The sequence below is a fragment of the Methylosoma difficile genome (assembly GCF_054657615.1).
This window is the reverse complement of sequence record NZ_BAAHYJ010000007.1, coordinates 115,423-130,258: the sequence shown is the minus strand read 5'-3', so window position 1 is coordinate 130,258 and position 14,836 is coordinate 115,423. Positions and strand designations below refer to the sequence as shown.

Sequence of the window (14,836 nt, the reverse complement as noted above, 5' to 3'; positions counted from 1 at the left end):
ACCCCTACGAAGGCAATAACGAATCTTCTGTGCAACCCGCCATTGAATGTCGGAATACCGCCTTGGCGATGTCCAGGCATTCGGACAAGGGTTCGCCAGTGACCACTAGCCCCATGAACGGCTTGATTTCCAGAGTCCCCGCCATACCGCCCAATGACACTTCCCATGACGCTTCAACAATGCCGCAGCCTTGGGCATGGTGCGCCCCTAAAAACGGGGATTTGGCAAATTTATCCAACGCCAACACCAACAGCCCCAATTCAACGTCATTGATTTGGGTCGCAACCAGGCGGTGGCTTAACGGCAAACCGGGCGGGATAACCTCGTACCCCGGCAACGGCATCTGGACACTGAGGTCGGTGCCGGCAATGCCCACCGCTTGGTCTAGGACGGTAGCGAGTTCTGTCAACTGGCTGGTCAATTGGGCCACCGTGGCGTCATCGCCGGCTTTTTTTGCCGCTTTAAGCAATTTCTCCTGGTCATCTATCTGGCGCTTGGTGCGTGACACCGTCCTGGCGGCATTACAAATCGTGTCCAGTGCCGCCACTGCCGCCGCATCCAACAGGGTTATCTCGTGTGGGTTGCGCTGGAGCGGGTCTGTGCGCACGCCGGTGACGATAGTGGGCGTGAATGGGTGGTAGGGGATGGCGTGCCCCACCGACAACGCCCCGTTGACCCAGGCATGGTTGGCGCCGGAGGTGGCGCCAAACAGGGCGATGAGCGGGTTCTTGCGTTTGAATTCACGGATGGCGCTGATGTTGATGTCGCCTTCAGGGCCAGAAGCGCCAACGCCACCGATGGTCAGCAAGCGGTGCAGCTCCAGCCCCCAGGTGTCGTTCTGGATAGATTCCAGCATCACATCCCGTGCGGCACGGCGCAATGCCCCGCGGATGCCGGCGGCAGGGAAGTAAGGGACATAAGCCAAGCCGCCAATGTCCGGGAAATACTTGGCCATCCGGGGCAAACGGGCGGTTTTGTCTTCGCCTTGCCGGTATTTGTCTAGGGTGTCGGCTTCCCTGGAGGGACGGATAGGTGCGGTGGCCAATGGGCTGTCAAAGGCTGGGCTGACCGTACCGGTCAGGGTGAGGTTGAATAAGGGGGTGTCCATGATCATGCCTGTGTGGGGTGTTGGATTTTCATCATGCCAAAGCCAAGCCCCCGGTGCTTGCCGATGCCGGTGCGGAGGGTGTTGGCAAATAAGGTGCTGTCGGTGACCGACAACACGCCGTCAAAGGTCGCCCGGTTCAAGAAAAACGCCGGGGTGCGCGGTTTCCTAATCAGAACCGCCTCGGTAAAAAACCCTAGGCTATCCGCATGGGGTGCAAAGCCATTGGCGTGGCCGTTCCGCAGCAGCCATGCCCACAATTCGTCGCCGGTGGTGAGCGGGAGGATTTTCCGGGATTTGGCGAGGGTTTTGGAGGCGACGGCCGCCACCGAAAAAGCCAACGGCTGGCCGACGGCATAGTAGGTGTTGACCTCGCTGGCTTGGTCGGGCAAGACGGTTTTATCCGCCCTTAACGTGATCAGGGATTGGCCACCGCTAGGTAACGGGCGAAAGTCATAATGGAAGCCCCGTTGCCCCGACCCGTCACTGCCCATGACCTGCCACGCCGCCCGGTGGGCGTTATAGGCGTCTGTAGAGGACAACAAAAATTGTACTTCCGCGATATTATTGGGCATACGCACCCACCATCACCCAGTCATATTCGGGTGTGCCGTATAAGGGTAGGGCAGTGACCACATCCGAGAGGCCTGCGTATTTCGTGTCCATTTCCCGCAGCGCCGCTTTGGCGTCGTCGGTTCTGGCTTTCGATAGGCCGCGGACGATGAGGGTGTACAACCCGACGGCCTTTTTTAAGGCCGCTTGGGGCACCCCTAGATCGGCAATGGCACGGCAACCGGCACGGACCAGCCGGGCATTGATGGGGGTCACGCTGCCGCCGGACAGGTAAATCCGGTCACGGGATTCACTGACCCGTAACTGTTTGCAACCGTCGGCCGAGGACTGGGAAAACGCGATGAGGATGAAAGGGGGATTAGGTGGCGACAGCAAAGTGGCAATGACCGCTTTGGCGACCGTGCACTGGGTCAGTTCACTGTTGGCCAGTCCTTGGAAGGCACCTAAATTAGCGGCGTTGCCGGTTGACAATTTGGCGTGTTTTTCGGTCAGGGTCGCCGCCCAGCCTGCACCCATGCGGCCGGGGACTTTAATCCCCTGGTAAGAACCGGCCACCGTCACACAAACCGGGCAAAAGGCCAGATAGCCGCCTTCGCTGGCGGACAATGTCCCGCCAGCGCCACAGCCGGCACAGTGGCTGGGCATCCCTTTTTTATGGCTAACCCCCGGCTTTCCGCACAGGGCGTAAGCGCGTTCACCGAACCACTCATGGTAAGTGAGCAAGGCTTGTTTGGATTTTCTGTCCATCCGTTACAACCTGACTTTTTCACAAGGTACTGCGGTGATCGAGATGACTTCATAGCCACCGCTGGTATCACTGGCAAGTGATGCGTAGCAAATACCCGCCTTGTCCTTAACGTAAGTGATAGCCTCAACCGCCTTTTGAAGACTGAGTTTTTGTAATGCTTTTGAGGGGTGGTCGGAACATCCCGCCAACATCAAAGCCGTCAATAAAAATAGGATTGATTTTTTCATCTGGATGACACCGTCGTTTGTGGAGATTGGATCAAGAAATCGATGTGTTCCCTGGAGATAAAACGGGTGGTTGGCAAAGCGCAGAGGTCGGCGTGGTTGAAATCGAAGTAATCGGGCTTGAAGGTCGCCCTATCAATGATCAACCGTTCGGGATCAAGGCCGACGTGCCGGCATAAGCCGACGGGGAGCGGACGGGCTGGGGAGGCATCAGGTAACACCCACGCGTGATCGTGCGCCATTTCGGTTACGGAATAAGCGCTGACCTGCCCATAACCCGAATGGCAGCGTTTGCCGAGGCCGGGCAAGCGGCGCAGCAAAGCAATGGCTTTGCCCGGATCACCGAAGGCGAACCAGGCAACGGCGGGGACATGGAAAGCCTGGTAGCGGTCCAAACGGGGCTTGTCGGGGAAAGATGTCATTTTGACGGCCATCTTTTTCTTTCTATTCGGGATGATCCGCGGATGTGAAAAATCGTCAATCGTCATCCTTGACACAAAGGCGGCTTCATTGACGACAGGGCGGCCCACCATCATGACGGCAGAACCATGAAAAACCCCATCGGTGTTTTTTAAAGGCAGCGGTTGGCCGTCTTCGCCGAATAGTTGGCAGGCGGCGGACAACAAAGAATCCAAGGTCAGATAGGCTTCCGGTGAGAGTATCAGGGGGCTATCAAGCTTAGCTTCTATGAGGAAGGGTACAGGTGTCATAAATCCAGAGGTGGTGCTGTTTGTCTGGAAATAGTATGACAGAGGAAAAAGAATTACGTCCTACCGAAAAGTATCAAAAAAGTGGCATAATTCGATAGGACTAACAAATAAAATAAGCTGTTTTTGAAGTAATCTCCACTAACGTGGGGAAAAGTCTCTTGCAACGGCAGAAACTATCGAATCAATACAAAAGCCCCACGCCTGTGGGGAAAAGAGGCATGGCTCAATTCGACGAAACTCAAGTGGAACAAAAACCCCACGCCTGTGGGGAAAAGAATATCCCATACCGTGCCATCTGCAAACTTGACCCAAAAACCCCACACCTGTGGGGAAAAGTATGTGGCGCTGGGGCATCCTGCAGGAAAACCACCAAAAACCCCACGCGTGTGGGGAAAAGTTTCTATGGTGATGACCGAAGTCACTTTGTTTGCAAAAACCCAACGCGTGTGGGGAAAAGGATTTGCGACAGGAATCCAGACCAATCCAAAAACCCCACGCATGTGGGGAAAAGCAAAATATATCGTGCTACGCACAGTGTCATTGCCTTGACCAAAACCCCACGCGTGTGGGGAAACAACGCATTCCCGCGTCGCGCACCGGGTACAAAAACCCCACACCTGTGGGGAAAAGTCGTGATTCCAGGACGGACATCATCAGGCAGTGCCCAAAAACCCCACACCTGTGGGGAAAAGCCGGGCTATCAAAGAACTATTGGCTGGTCGGTCACAAAAACCCCACGCGTGTGGGGAAAAGTACTGTCGTCTGTAATGGAAAACAGCCGGCTACACAAAAACCCCACACCTGTGGGGAAAAGACTATACCTACCCCATTGATTGAAAATAAATAGGATAGGAAAATAAAATCTACGGGCTAAAGGTTAAAATAAAAACACCATAACAGCAACCTCATTAAATCAACGGTGTCTTGGTCCGCTCAAATGGCCTAGGCGGTTTGCCCGGTTTTTTAAGCCAACGCCACAATTCACAGAACGCCAACCAATATTGGTAGCGCGTCTGGTCGGCAAGGTCTTGGTGCGCTTCCCAAAAACGGATGACATGGCGCTTGCCCAGCTGGGCCAAGTACCCCACTTTTTCTTGGGTTTGCACCCATTCCACAAACAGCAGCAAGCGCCGCACCTGTTTCCGGCGGTGTTCCTTGGCGCCCTTACGGACATAACGGTGCGCCAAGTGACGGATTTCATCAGCCAGTGTAGACACGCGTCACCTCGATCCGGTTGTGGCCCAGCTCCTTCGACAATGTGAGCCGGGCGGTGGTGTCGATTTTGGTGGCCACCGCCTTGCTGACCCCCAAGTACGCCGCCATCCCGGCAATGCGCTGGCGTCCCGCCCATCCGGCCTGGATGGGTGACGGCACCCCGGTCAGTTCCGTGTAACGGCGCTGGGCATAATGGTGGCGCTCCTGGTGGAACCCGAAGCCCGCCGCGTAAGCCTGGTTATAACACGCCTTCCTGAACTCGGCATACGTCATTGCCTTAGGTACCATCGAGCGGCCGTCCTGGAATTTGGCCGCCGCTGCCAACACCGCCAACGTCTCCCGCGGCACAGGTACCGTGCGTTTCCTGCCGCCCTTCGTACCGGATGTCAGCGTGATCGTGCCTTTCGCATCCGCCTCCTTCAGTGCGGCCTTGGCATCCAACAACGCCGATTCCTTAAAACGCAGCCCGAAAGTGCGTTGCAGCTCCAGCATGGCCGCGACCCGGTCATCGACCTTGGCCTGCACCGCCTGGTGCTTGGCCTCCGGCATCGCCTTGCTTTCCGTTGCGACATGGGAACGCTTACTGATACCACAATCTTTGGTCGGGCTGACACTTTCCCAACGGTGCCCGGTCGCGTTATCCATCACCGTGTTCACCGCCGACACATACACCTGGGCAGTGGCTGGCTTCATGTCACCTTTCGCCACCAACGTTTGCAAATAGCCCCCGTAACGGACCACCAACGCCCTGTCGATTTTCTCCATCTTGTTCACCCCCTGTGGCTTCGCCCAATCCACAAACACATTCCAACGGTCGCCAATCCCGCTGCGGGAACTGAAACTGATGTCCAACTTCGACAACAGCAGCCCCGCCGCAAACTTCATGTCCCGCGAGCCGAGGCCGAAATTACGGCTTGCCATACAGTCCGCCCTCGGTGTCCACCGGTTCGGGAACGCGGCGGGCGCCGCGTGGCCACCATTTGGCTATGAAGGCCACCACCGCCTTTTTTTTCGCCTGCCGGCCGCCTTGGGTTTGCCCGACCACCCCATCGACCCCCGCTGCCAAGCTGTCGCTGAGTTGGTTGAAATAAGCCTCCAACGCTTGCCAGCGCAACCTCACTTCGGCGGCCGACAAACCAGGCCCGCTCAACAACGGGACGTATTCGGTACAAAAGACAAACAGCGCCCGCTGCTTGATCCCCGTGGACAGATAGTCGACATCTGAAAACAGCGGAAAATCATCCGCCGCTTCCGCGTCAGACATAACCAAACCTTCCGGCTGCGGTAGGCTGGCCTGCCCCTGCCATTGCGTCATCAGGTATCGTTCACAATCAATGAAATACCGCCGCGCCTCACGGCCTTTGGCGTTTTTCTCCACCATCGCCAACTCTTTGGCAGTGTCCAGCTTAAGGTGATATTCAATAGGGACAACAAGCCCCTTTTCATCAATGATCCGGTTGTTTTTGTCTTTTTTACATCCATCCCCCATTTTGGTGATGGATACAAAATCCTCGCCTTCTACAAGCCCATATTCCTTAATCCTCCGTTTGATCCAAGTCGAAAAATCCCGCTTCACGCCGAGGAATTGGTGCAACTCCCGCGCATCCACGGCGGGTTGCAGGATGCCGCCAATGTCGGCGTTGAACACCGGGATTAAGCCGTCCGTGCCGGACAGCGATGGGTTTGCGTCATGATGATTGCCATTTGTCATATTTTTCCCTTCATTTTCAATTCGTAAGTATCGGTGAATGGGCCGCCTAAAATCGGCCCGCCCCGTAATCCAGGCATTCGAATCCCTCCTGGTAGGGAAAAAGCCCCACTTGCACACAAAACCAACACCCTGATGTTGAAAGAAAAATGCACAGCTTACCTAGCTGGCGGAGGTGTGTACAAACGAGACCTAGCGCGACTTCTTCCCCGCAGCGCGAAGCGGGAATGGTGTTGCCCTCCTATTGGGAAAAAAGCGATGGTCAGTCAAAACGCCCGTCACACAACGGCGGGAGCTGAACTTTTTTAGACCTCACAGGAGAAAAAACCCCGGATGACCCCAGGCACAAAATGCTGCCGTCCGCCTTGGACGGGGGGTGCGGAGCTGCAAGCGAAACCGTTTATGTCTGCATAAACGGTTTCGCAGGCCCCGTGCCATCACCAAAATCCTACCGCCGCTGGCGGTGGTTTTTGGCCCGGCACGGGGCAAATCGGATACGCGCAGAAAAGCCGGCCGCAAAAGCGGCGTTTTTCTTGGCATCGGAGGGAGGGGAGTGTTGTTTTGCCCTGGCCCTTCGGGCAGGTGGCAAAACAGGGGGGATTGGCCAGCCGTTCCTGGCGGAACAACGGGCAAGCGAGGGCGTCGGCGCGGCATCGGGGATGCTGCCGCCAGAAGCTTCAGGGGCGTTAATGCTTAGCAGCCACGTCGCTTAACGTGTCACTAAGTCATTGTTTCTGTTTTATATTGCGTGGAAACGCGTTGTTTTCAAGTCGCAGCCGGAACCGCTTTGTTTCAAGTTCACAGCCATTTAAAGGCCGTTTGTTTTCTGTGTGGCATTGGGGCATCCTGCCGGCAAAACATTGCCTGAACCTCGCCTGTTTATTCGTTTTTTTGAGTGTTGAACTGACACTGCCCAGTGAAATCATCCTAGAATCACGATCTGCGGGGTGGATTGTGCGCCATACCGCCAAAAGCTGTCAACCGTTTGATTTCATGACATTCCTTCAATCGAACTATACCAAAAATGTGCCACTTTTCGCGCTTCCCATTAGGGTAAGTCTCCGTAGAATAACGGTTGTGGCAGTCGTGCGGAATGCGTGTGTCGTTACTGTGCAATCAGTGTGGAAACAGTGTGCAGCTAGTGTGCTAAGCGTGCGGCGTCACTGTGCTGGCCATGTGGAAACAGTCTGCCACGGCAATATCGGATTTTTAGAGGAACCCTATGCAAGATAAGCAGCAGGCGGCCAAAGCATTACAGGCATTGGTTGCCGGAACGGAAAGCCGATCCCAATCAAGGCGGCTATATGACCTCATTGCAGAAATTGAAGCCGCCTTGGTTGCCGGGGTACGGCGAAAGACCGTCTTAGCGGTGCTCCACGAGCATTACAGCTTCACCATGACAATGAGCGGCTTCGAGAAAGCCCTCAAACGGGCCAGGGCGCAACGGGCAACATCGGGGACAGGAACAGGGCAAGCCACTACGGGCCCGGTGACGGCAAACTTATCCAACACGCTGGCGGTAGCGGAACCGGCAGCGGCAACCGGGACATCGTTAGTGGTGGCGGCAAATCAACCAAGCCACCTGCCGGTGGTGGCCGGACCTGCCATAACCCCCTTGAACAGGGGCAACCTGACGTTCAATGAAAAGATGGCAATACTGAAGATAGAAACAGCGAAATCGTTGGACGAAGACGATTTTATTGACGAATGGGATTACGAAGAAGGTAAAGGGGACAAACATGAAAGTAGCAGTAGTTAATTACACCGGCACAGTGGGCAAGACCACCGTGGCCACGCACCTGTTGGCGCCGCGCATGGGCAATGCCCCGATCATTGCGGTGGAAAGCATCAATGAGACCGCCGCCGGCTTGGGCGCGACCGTGGAGCAAATCAAAGGCGAGCGGTTCAAAGAACTGCTGGGCAAACTGTTGGTGGCGGATGACCTGATTGTCGATGTCGGCGCGTCCAACATCGAGGACTTTATGGGCGGCATGAACAAGTTTGATGCCTCTCATGCCGAATTCGATTATTTCGTGGTGCCGGTCACCAGTGGCACCAAGGAGCAACGGGAGACCGTGATGCTGATCCAAGCCTTGGCAGGGCAAGGCGTCCCGGCGGAAAAAATCCGCCTGCTGTTCAACCGGGTCGAATCCAGCGTCGAAGAATCGTTCGGGATCGTCCTGAAGCATATCCAGAAAACCCTAACCGCCACCGCCAACCCAGAGGCGGCCATCCATGAAAATGAACTGTTCGACGTGTTGGCGGCGAAGAAAATCTCCATCGTCAAACTCTTGGAAGACCCCAAGGATTACAAAGCCCTGCTACGCGACAACAAAGATGCCAATGAGAAACAACGTGCCTATTGGGCGGACATGTTTGGCCTAAAAGCACTGGCCAAAGGCGTGAACCGCAACTTGGACAACGCGTATGCGGCGTTGTTTGCGTAATCGCAGAAGCTTATGGACAATGAAAAGGGAGGGCCACGCACAGTACGCGACGCACTGATCCTGGAAGCCTTGGGCGACATCGGTGTATTGTTGGGCAAAGCTGACGAACTGAACCGGACGGTTGCACCGTTGGTGGCTGCGCTGCAACAAGCCCAAGCGGAAACGCTGGCGGCTGTGGAACGGCACGCCAATAGCCAAAAGCTTGAACTCCATACGGTTGCGGAACAAGAAAAGGCGGCCTTGGAAAAACACCTGTACACCGCCGTGGCCAAGGCCGCCAAAGAACTGGAACAGGCGGGGGGGCGTATGGCACGGAAGCTGGAACGGCCACCTGGCTTGCCCCCTTGGAAACAGGCCGCTATCGCACTGGCGATAGCGTTGGTTGCCAGCCTGGTGGGTATCGTCGGCACTTACTGGCTGTATGGCCGCGGACTGGAAAGCGAAGCAGCTCTGGGTAGGGCGGTAATGGCGGTGTGGGAGCAGTTGGATGAAAAAACGCAAGCACGGATCGAACGGGCTTTTTAACATTGATGCAAATTTATAGGGCAGGGCAGATGGATAACGGAAAAGTAGTGCAGCCCGTTGTGGTGACGGACATCAATATGCCGTTTTGGTCTTTAGTAGTGCTGATGGTCAAGTTAGCGGTGGCGGCCATACCAGCGATGGTCATTTTGGGTGTGGTTGCCGGGGTGGTGAGCAGTGTTTTTTATCGCCTGTTGACGTTGACGGGTTGAATTTGTGCCTTAGAAATTATGATCCATAAGACCGGCAAGGGCTTATACACAACCTTCCGCTTTTTCGGGGGGCAGTTTGGGGCGCCCCCCGCGCGGAGGATGTGCATAAACCGTGTGTAGGCAAACGGTCAGTCGCGTATCCTGGAAAGCGCGAGGTCATAAACCTCGTTCCTGTCACGTTTGCCCACCGCAATCACTGTCACCGTTATGGTTTTGTCTTCAACCAAGTAAACAAGCCGGTAGCCCAATTGCCGGAGCTTGATTTTGTAAAGGTAGGCCCCGCCTGTTAGGGCGGCGGAAGGGACGTGTGGGTTTTCAAGCCGTTCCTTGAGCTTTTTTTTAAATTGGCCTTTGACGGTGTGGCCTAGCTTATCCCATTCCTTAAGCGCTGATTTTTTAAATTCCAGTTCATAAGTCATCAAGTGAAACCTTCACGGATTCTTCAGTGAACCGTTCTTTCACAAGCTTCAACAATTCCCTATCGTCAAGCAGTTCCATCATGGCCTCATAAGCGGCGGCAGGCACGCAGTAAAATGCCGGCGCGTTCCGGTTCAAAACAGCGATGGGCATCCCGTCACCACTGGCGACGACTTTCATGGGGTTAGCCTTGAGTTCGGAAATGCTGGCCGCGACATCGGTAAGAACAAGATGGCTCATCGTATTTGATCCGTTTAAAATTGTTGATGACCTGATATTAGGTTTCTTAACAGGGCTTGTCAATAAGTGAAACAGTATAGCCTGCATTTATTTATCTACCGCTGGCTGAAAGGAAGCTGGAGGGAAAATTGGCGTAGGCTTGGGCTAAATTTGGATTTAGTCTGTAAAATAATTCCTGTCCGTCATTGGAGATGCTTGCATCATTCAAAAGATGCCCTCTGTAGCAGTATTCGGGTGTGGTCAGACGGGGATTGTGCAGCCCACAATCCGATTGACCTGTTCAAAAAGCTCCCGACGTTGTGTTGGTTGGTTTCTGCACCCCAGGCCCATTAAAACATCTTCAACATTACGACCGACATCATCCCCCAATGGCGTATTGCTTGCCATATTGACCAACTGTAGCAAGGTGTCATAGTCGTCTTGGTCGAGCTCTTCGCCAACAAACTCAATCTTTATGCCGCACATTTCCCCCACTACCACATAATCCTCGAACTATTGGCACCCTTTCAGTTTGGCAAACAAAGATTCACAAACAACATTGCTTGATTGCGAAAGATTTTCCTCACCAAACAGCATTCGGAACTGTTTATTCATACTGACTTGATAAATCATGGTCACTTCATCCATTTTGCCGCCTTCTATCAAACTTCCAAAATAGCGCTTTTTATGATCCGTTATTTCGATAACACCACCACAAAGGCGTATTAAAACCGAATCGAACTGTTCGAGATCACTTTCCCCTGTGGGCATACCTAATTTTTGTAATAACGAAGCGGCATGAAACTTAACGGCAGTTACTGGCGGTAATGGCTGTGCGATAGCCAACAACGCCAGATAAACATCAAAATCAGATTGGTCGAATTGGAGGCCTGTGAAAACGACTGTCAAGCTGCCAATAGAAAAAATCGTTTCTTCTTTTAGAAACCTACGGTTTTCTTTTTGATCCGGGTCCAGTGCAGGGAATAATGCCGAACAGAAACTTGCATCAAGGGCGGCATTATTCCGATGGCCAATGGATTCCAAATTGTTGATATGGGGTTGAGAATTTACTGGTGGTTTTGAATTCATAGATTTTTAAATTTTGATCTCCGCATGGTTAAAAATAATGGATTATCGATTATCTCAAACTAACCGAATTTTTCAGCTTTGCTTTATGTTGGGATAAAGTTATCCACAGGCTCGTAAACCGATGCCTGGGTTATAAAAAGGTTATATAAGGTTATCGGTCGTCAATAACCCGATTTTATTTCTAAAATTTAATGGTTTATATGATTTTTAGCGTTCCTCTAAAGCCGTCAATCCGTTCCTCTAAAGCCGTCATTCCGTTCCTCTAAAGCCGTCATTCCGTTCCTCTAAAGCCGTCATTCCGTTCCTCTAAAGCCGTCATTCCCGTTCCTCTAAAGCCGTCAATACCGTTCCTTCAAAGCCGTCATTCCCGTTCCTTCAAAGCCGTCAATACCGTTCCTTCAAAGCCGTCATTCCCGTTCCTCTAAAGCCGTCATTCCGTTCCTCCAAAGCCGTCATTCCCGTTCCTCCAAACCCGTCATTCCGTTCCTTCAAACCCGTCATTAATTTCGTGGGTTTCTCGATTTTTTAGCAATGTGTTTTAGTTGACTTTGGCTTAGGTTCATTATGGCTTTAATGGTGTCGCCAGTGACTTCGTAATCGATTAAAAACCCTACATCTTTTAAGTGGTCATGAGCCTTTATCAGCACAAACTTTATTTTTCTATGATTGGTGTCGGTAAGCCCTACAATTTTGGCAAGAGTTTCAAACTTATGGGGGCTTGGGGCGACATGGGTTGAATAATAAGCCTGTAAAGCCTTAGAGGTTGCGTCCCGGCCTAGTGCCTGGCGTTGTGCTTTATCAATACTGGCCCACATACCAAATCCAAACAAATTTACAAATTTTGGGTTTATGGTTATTTCATAGTCAAAAGTGATTTCATCGCGGATTCCTCCTTCTATCAAACCGCCAAAATACCTTTTTTTGTGATCGGTTATCTCAATTGTCCCCCCACGCAAACGGGTCAAAACCAAATGCAAACGGGCGTGATTACTGCCTCCAGTTGGTAAACCCAATGCTTTTAAAAGCCCGTAGGCTGAGAATTTTATTCGCTGTCCCAAAGGATAAGGTCGGGCTATGTTTAAAATTTCAAGATAGACATCCAGATCAGACTGGTCGAACTGCTCACCTGTAAATATAACCTCTAGCCCGCCAGTAGAAGAAAGTTTTCCATTTTTTATAAAGCGACGATTTTCTTTTTGTTTTGGGTTCAAGGCAGGGAATAATGCCGACCGGAAAATAGCATTAGGGGCGGCGCGTTTGCCATCTTCCCAAAAGTCGAGTTGTACCGGATCAGAAGAAAGTGGGGTATTTGTCGATTCCCGTGTTTTTTTGGAACTTATAATTTTTTGACGTTCAGCAATGGCTTCTATGATTTGGATAGGGTCTCTTTTCATTGCCACCCCTTCTTGTCATCATCTGAAACCATTAATACTTTATTACATGCTTGGTTGACACTGACTAAACTGAGTATCTGTTTCATTTCATCATTTCAGTAAAATTTTTGTGTTAAATCGACGCTTGAAGATTTTACTAATCCAGTAAAATACAGGACTCTGTTAACATAACAACAGAGCCTAGTCGGCCGCATTTTTTAATGAAATAGTATGGCAGGCGCTAAAAATTTCTGTCTTATCGAAAAGTATCAAAAAAGTGACATAGTTTGACGGCACTAACTTTAGTTATTAGTTGCTTTCCGATGATTTAAGGAAATATCCTGAAAGGCTGTGAAATATTCACTTTTTTGGCCTTTTTTTTAATATAGAAGCCAGGTCCTGTCACTGGTTACTTAAGGAAAATCGAGCGTCGGCTCCCGTGCCAGCATTGCAGACCGCTGGAACGCGTTTGTCGATTGGGCGAAGCCACAGGGATTGAACAAGATGGAAAAAATTGATAAGGAGTTGCTTGTCCGTTACGGGGAGTATTTGCAGACGCTGGTTGCCAAGGGCGATATGAAGCCCACCACCGCCCATGTCTATGTGTCGGCGGTGAACACGGTTATGGACAACGCGACCGGGCACCGTTAGGAGAACGTCAGCCCAACCAAGGAATTAATTTATTGTTGTACATGTGGCATCGATGTTTACCCGCATCGGGCTGATTTGCAAGACCAGCCGTTCTGGGGTTGCGATACTTGCGACACTTCGTTGGTTGCCATTCCAAAACCAAAGCACGCACGACTCCGCTGGGATCCATTCCCTCACTGGAAATCATGAACGAACGCAAACGTATTCACGCTCTGCTCGATTCAATTTGCTAGTCAGGGCGGATTGGGCGGAGTTAGTTGTACTAGACGATTAGTGTTGAACTGGGTCGGGAATACCACACAGCCCAGATTATGAGTGTTGAAGAGGCGCACACGGTTTACCGCATCGTGCAGAAATTGAGGAAAGATTTAAGGTAGTTGACGCTGTAAATTAGCCAAAGTGGTTATCAGATAATATGCGCTTATCAGTTAGTCCACCGAAACAACCTTTGTTTTCAAAAACTGTTTTTTCAAATTGACTATTCGGTTCCAGGCTGTACTTTTCATCGTCTAATTTTGGAAAAAACTTACCAAAACGGCGGTTATATTCCTCATCAGTCAGTTCTTGAACGTCTTCAACATCTTTGCTTTTGGTACGAACACCAAAAATATTCAACAAAAAATGGTAGGGCTTAGAAAAAATTACGCTTATTTTCTTCCAGGTTTCATTGAAAAATCCGGTGGTATAGCTGATTACAAAAAAGATCGATTCCATAATATCCTCCTATTTTTTTGATGTCAGGCAATTCATCATAAGGTTCACGTTGTTAGCTCTTAAGACTGGCGTAAATTAGCGATAATGTTAGTGTCCAAGCCAGTCACTTGGGCAATAGCGGCATCATCAAGAATGGCTAACAGATTTTTGGCAACTGTCATTTTGCCTTGTAGCTCCCCTTTAGCCAATCCTTCTGCAATGCCGTCTTCTCTTGCGGTTTCAACAACATTGCGGTCCCTGCCGAGTTTTAAGCCTTGGCTTTCGTATATGTCCAGCTCTTCCTGCGTCCAATGGTGTTGGGAGGCGATTTGGTAGGCTTCTTGTAAAGCGGGCGTGTCGGCATTATGTGGAATTTGCTGTAGGTCATCAGCATGTTTCAGAAAGTAAAGCCATTTGTCCGCAAGGGTCGTCAATTCAGGTTCAAGTTTGGTGAATTTCGGTAGTTCGATAAAGTTAAATTCCAAATCTTTCAGGTCATGGCTTTGATTTTCGCCATTCAATATTAAATGCCGTGAACAAGGGCTTTGGTGATCAAAAATGCTGAAGTCCAAGATTCCCAGAAAGATCACCGGCTTTAACAGATGGTATTTTTCGGTTTTGTCCAGTTGCTGGCTATAGGCCTTGCTGCTGTAGTACATGGCACGTTTGGCAAACGTGCGGTCTTTTTCCACTTGCATTTCGACAATAAATGCCCGCCCCGATGTGTCTTTGGCTTTAATGTCCAGCGTGGTTTCTTTAAGGCCGTATAAATGCGGCGGCTGGTAGCTGTTGCTGATTTTTACGTCTTCAATCGGATATTCCAGCTCCAATAGTTCATTGAGGAATTCAATGAGGATGTTTTTATGGGCTTGGTCGCCGAATATTTTTTTAAAGGCAATGTCGGTTTTAGGGTCTACGAATTTCATGGTT

21 protein-coding genes are annotated in these 14,836 nt (G+C 51.3%); 6 read left to right on the top strand and 15 right to left on the bottom strand.

Features of this window, described 5'->3' with window-relative positions; all coding sequences use genetic code 11:
* Positions 1-4: 4 nt before the first annotated feature.
* From ACYQ1O_RS16685 to ACYQ1O_RS16665, 5 genes are read right to left on the bottom strand one after another with little or no spacing between them, the layout of a single operon-like run.
* Entirely contained in the window at positions 5-1,108 is a 1,104-nt protein-coding gene (locus ACYQ1O_RS16685; RefSeq protein ID WP_459993378.1) for a hypothetical protein, read from the bottom strand.
* 2 nt (positions 1,109-1,110) lie between these two features.
* The gene (gene cas6e, locus ACYQ1O_RS16680; protein ID WP_459993377.1) at positions 1,111-1,680 is read right to left on the bottom strand and encodes a type I-E CRISPR-associated protein Cas6/Cse3/CasE; all 570 of its coding nucleotides are present in this window, start codon (positions 1,678-1,680) and stop codon (positions 1,111-1,113) included.
* Positions 1,670-2,425, bottom strand: coding sequence for a hypothetical protein (locus ACYQ1O_RS16675; RefSeq protein WP_459993375.1), 756 nt, complete (start codon positions 2,423-2,425; stop codon positions 1,670-1,672). Before ACYQ1O_RS16675 ends, cas6e begins: the two co-directional genes overlap by 11 nt.
* A 3-nt stretch (positions 2,426-2,428) precedes the next feature.
* Positions 2,429-2,653 carry a lipoprotein gene (locus ACYQ1O_RS16670; protein ID WP_459993373.1) on the bottom strand — a complete coding sequence of 75 codons (225 nt, stop codon included), beginning with the start codon at positions 2,651-2,653 and terminating at the stop codon, positions 2,429-2,431.
* On the bottom strand, positions 2,650-3,360 hold the full coding sequence (locus tag ACYQ1O_RS16665) for a hypothetical protein (RefSeq protein WP_459993372.1): 711 nt from the start codon (positions 3,358-3,360) through the stop codon (positions 2,650-2,652). The genes ACYQ1O_RS16670 and ACYQ1O_RS16665 overlap by 4 nt, the downstream gene beginning before the upstream one ends.
* A 303-nt stretch (positions 3,361-3,663) precedes the next feature.
* On the opposite strand from ACYQ1O_RS16665, the gene ACYQ1O_RS16660 reads away from it, so the two are divergent.
* Positions 3,664-3,909, top strand: a complete 246-nt coding sequence (locus ACYQ1O_RS16660; protein ID WP_459993371.1) for a hypothetical protein — start codon at positions 3,664-3,666, stop codon at positions 3,907-3,909.
* Positions 3,910-4,268: 359 nt separating this feature from the next.
* On the opposite strand, the gene ACYQ1O_RS16655 is transcribed toward ACYQ1O_RS16660, so the two are convergent.
* From ACYQ1O_RS16655 to ACYQ1O_RS16645, 3 genes are read right to left on the bottom strand one after another with little or no spacing between them, the layout of a single operon-like run.
* The gene (locus tag ACYQ1O_RS16655; RefSeq protein WP_459993369.1) at positions 4,269-4,577 is read right to left on the bottom strand and encodes a hypothetical protein; all 309 of its coding nucleotides are present in this window, start codon (positions 4,575-4,577) and stop codon (positions 4,269-4,271) included.
* Positions 4,561-5,496 (bottom strand): integrase domain-containing protein, encoded by a 936-nt coding sequence (locus tag ACYQ1O_RS16650; protein WP_459993367.1) that lies wholly within the window; start codon positions 5,494-5,496, stop codon positions 4,561-4,563. Before ACYQ1O_RS16650 ends, ACYQ1O_RS16655 begins: the two co-directional genes overlap by 17 nt.
* A complete protein-coding gene (locus ACYQ1O_RS16645) occupies positions 5,483-6,286 on the bottom strand; it encodes an antA/AntB antirepressor family protein (protein WP_459993365.1) in 804 nt (267 codons plus the stop codon). The genes ACYQ1O_RS16650 and ACYQ1O_RS16645 overlap by 14 nt, the downstream gene beginning before the upstream one ends.
* Before the next feature lie 1,219 nt (positions 6,287-7,505).
* Here ACYQ1O_RS16645 and ACYQ1O_RS16640 point away from each other — a divergent pair.
* From ACYQ1O_RS16640 to ACYQ1O_RS16625, 4 genes are read left to right on the top strand one after another with little or no spacing between them, the layout of a single operon-like run.
* Positions 7,506-8,042: a hypothetical protein gene (locus tag ACYQ1O_RS16640; protein ID WP_459993364.1), complete on the top strand. Its 537-nt coding sequence runs from the start codon at positions 7,506-7,508 to the stop codon at positions 8,040-8,042.
* Complete coding sequence (stbB, locus tag ACYQ1O_RS16635; protein WP_459993362.1) at positions 8,023-8,730, top strand: StbB family protein; 708 nt, start codon at positions 8,023-8,025, stop codon at positions 8,728-8,730. The genes ACYQ1O_RS16640 and stbB overlap by 20 nt, the downstream gene beginning before the upstream one ends.
* 12 nt (positions 8,731-8,742) lie before the next feature.
* Complete coding sequence (locus ACYQ1O_RS16630) at positions 8,743-9,255, top strand: hypothetical protein (protein ID WP_459993361.1); 513 nt, start codon at positions 8,743-8,745, stop codon at positions 9,253-9,255.
* Positions 9,256-9,284: 29 nt separating this feature from the next.
* Positions 9,285-9,464 (top strand): hypothetical protein, encoded by a 180-nt coding sequence (locus tag ACYQ1O_RS16625; RefSeq protein WP_459993359.1) that lies wholly within the window; start codon positions 9,285-9,287, stop codon positions 9,462-9,464.
* A gap of 128 nt (positions 9,465-9,592) precedes the next feature.
* On the opposite strand, the gene ACYQ1O_RS16620 is transcribed toward ACYQ1O_RS16625, so the two are convergent.
* The 5 genes from ACYQ1O_RS16620 to trfA form a co-directional block, all read right to left on the bottom strand.
* On the bottom strand, positions 9,593-9,883 hold the full coding sequence (locus tag ACYQ1O_RS16620; RefSeq protein WP_459993358.1) for a type II toxin-antitoxin system RelE family toxin: 291 nt from the start codon (positions 9,881-9,883) through the stop codon (positions 9,593-9,595).
* Positions 9,873-10,121 (bottom strand): type II toxin-antitoxin system Phd/YefM family antitoxin, encoded by a 249-nt coding sequence (locus tag ACYQ1O_RS16615; protein WP_459993357.1) that lies wholly within the window; start codon positions 10,119-10,121, stop codon positions 9,873-9,875. The genes ACYQ1O_RS16620 and ACYQ1O_RS16615 overlap by 11 nt, the downstream gene beginning before the upstream one ends.
* Before the next feature lie 240 nt (positions 10,122-10,361).
* Positions 10,362-10,586: a hypothetical protein gene (locus tag ACYQ1O_RS16610; protein ID WP_459993355.1), complete on the bottom strand. Its 225-nt coding sequence runs from the start codon at positions 10,584-10,586 to the stop codon at positions 10,362-10,364.
* 27 nt (positions 10,587-10,613) lie between these two features.
* Positions 10,614-11,189 carry a hypothetical protein gene (locus ACYQ1O_RS16605; protein WP_459993354.1) on the bottom strand — a complete coding sequence of 192 codons (576 nt, stop codon included), beginning with the start codon at positions 11,187-11,189 and terminating at the stop codon, positions 10,614-10,616.
* A gap of 500 nt (positions 11,190-11,689) precedes the next feature.
* Positions 11,690-12,583: a plasmid replication initiator TrfA gene (trfA, locus tag ACYQ1O_RS16600; RefSeq protein ID WP_459993352.1), complete on the bottom strand. Its 894-nt coding sequence runs from the start codon at positions 12,581-12,583 to the stop codon at positions 11,690-11,692.
* Positions 12,584-13,066: 483 nt separating this feature from the next.
* Here trfA and ACYQ1O_RS16595 point away from each other — a divergent pair, with 483 nt between their 5' ends.
* Positions 13,067-13,213 carry a hypothetical protein gene (locus ACYQ1O_RS16595; RefSeq protein WP_459993350.1) on the top strand — a complete coding sequence of 49 codons (147 nt, stop codon included), beginning with the start codon at positions 13,067-13,069 and terminating at the stop codon, positions 13,211-13,213.
* Between the two features lie 390 nt (positions 13,214-13,603).
* Here ACYQ1O_RS16595 and ACYQ1O_RS16590 read toward each other — a convergent pair whose 3' ends face one another.
* On the bottom strand, positions 13,604-13,927 hold the full coding sequence (locus ACYQ1O_RS16590) for a hypothetical protein (RefSeq protein ID WP_459993349.1): 324 nt from the start codon (positions 13,925-13,927) through the stop codon (positions 13,604-13,606).
* Positions 13,928-13,986: 59 nt separating this feature from the next.
* Entirely contained in the window at positions 13,987-14,832 is an 846-nt protein-coding gene (locus ACYQ1O_RS16585) for an Rpn family recombination-promoting nuclease/putative transposase (RefSeq protein WP_459993348.1), read from the bottom strand.
* Positions 14,833-14,836 lie beyond the last annotated feature (4 nt).

Bases quoted from the DNA above. Each gene is read 5' to 3' on its own strand.
- ACYQ1O_RS16685 (WP_459993378.1), bottom strand. From the start codon at position 1,108: ATGGACACCCCCTTATTCAACCTCACCCTGACCGGTACGGTCAGCCCA.
- cas6e (WP_459993377.1), bottom strand. From the start codon at position 1,680: ATGCCCAATAATATCGCGGAAGTACAATTTTTGTTGTCCTCTACAGAC.
- ACYQ1O_RS16675 (WP_459993375.1), bottom strand. From the start codon at position 2,425: ATGGACAGAAAATCCAAACAAGCCTTGCTCACTTACCATGAGTGGTTC.
- ACYQ1O_RS16670 (WP_459993373.1), bottom strand. From the start codon at position 2,653: ATGAAAAAATCAATCCTATTTTTATTGACGGCTTTGATGTTGGCGGGA.
- ACYQ1O_RS16665 (WP_459993372.1), bottom strand. From the start codon at position 3,360: ATGACACCTGTACCCTTCCTCATAGAAGCTAAGCTTGATAGCCCCCTG.
- ACYQ1O_RS16650 (WP_459993367.1), bottom strand. From the start codon at position 5,496: ATGGCAAGCCGTAATTTCGGCCTCGGCTCGCGGGACATGAAGTTTGCG.
- ACYQ1O_RS16645 (WP_459993365.1), bottom strand. From the start codon at position 6,286: ATGACAAATGGCAATCATCATGACGCAAACCCATCGCTGTCCGGCACG.
- ACYQ1O_RS16640 (WP_459993364.1), top strand. From the start codon at position 7,506: ATGCAAGATAAGCAGCAGGCGGCCAAAGCATTACAGGCATTGGTTGCC.
- stbB (WP_459993362.1), top strand. From the start codon at position 8,023: ATGAAAGTAGCAGTAGTTAATTACACCGGCACAGTGGGCAAGACCACC.
- ACYQ1O_RS16630 (WP_459993361.1), top strand. From the start codon at position 8,743: ATGGACAATGAAAAGGGAGGGCCACGCACAGTACGCGACGCACTGATC.
- ACYQ1O_RS16625 (WP_459993359.1), top strand. From the start codon at position 9,285: ATGGATAACGGAAAAGTAGTGCAGCCCGTTGTGGTGACGGACATCAAT.
- ACYQ1O_RS16620 (WP_459993358.1), bottom strand. From the start codon at position 9,883: ATGACTTATGAACTGGAATTTAAAAAATCAGCGCTTAAGGAATGGGAT.
- ACYQ1O_RS16615 (WP_459993357.1), bottom strand. From the start codon at position 10,121: ATGAGCCATCTTGTTCTTACCGATGTCGCGGCCAGCATTTCCGAACTC.
- ACYQ1O_RS16610 (WP_459993355.1), bottom strand. From the start codon at position 10,586: ATGTGCGGCATAAAGATTGAGTTTGTTGGCGAAGAGCTCGACCAAGAC.
- ACYQ1O_RS16605 (WP_459993354.1), bottom strand. From the start codon at position 11,189: ATGAATTCAAAACCACCAGTAAATTCTCAACCCCATATCAACAATTTG.
- trfA (WP_459993352.1), bottom strand. From the start codon at position 12,583: ATGAAAAGAGACCCTATCCAAATCATAGAAGCCATTGCTGAACGTCAA.
- ACYQ1O_RS16595 (WP_459993350.1), top strand. From the start codon at position 13,067: ATGGAAAAAATTGATAAGGAGTTGCTTGTCCGTTACGGGGAGTATTTG.
- ACYQ1O_RS16590 (WP_459993349.1), bottom strand. From the start codon at position 13,927: ATGGAATCGATCTTTTTTGTAATCAGCTATACCACCGGATTTTTCAAT.
- ACYQ1O_RS16585 (WP_459993348.1), bottom strand. From the start codon at position 14,832: ATGAAATTCGTAGACCCTAAAACCGACATTGCCTTTAAAAAAATATTC.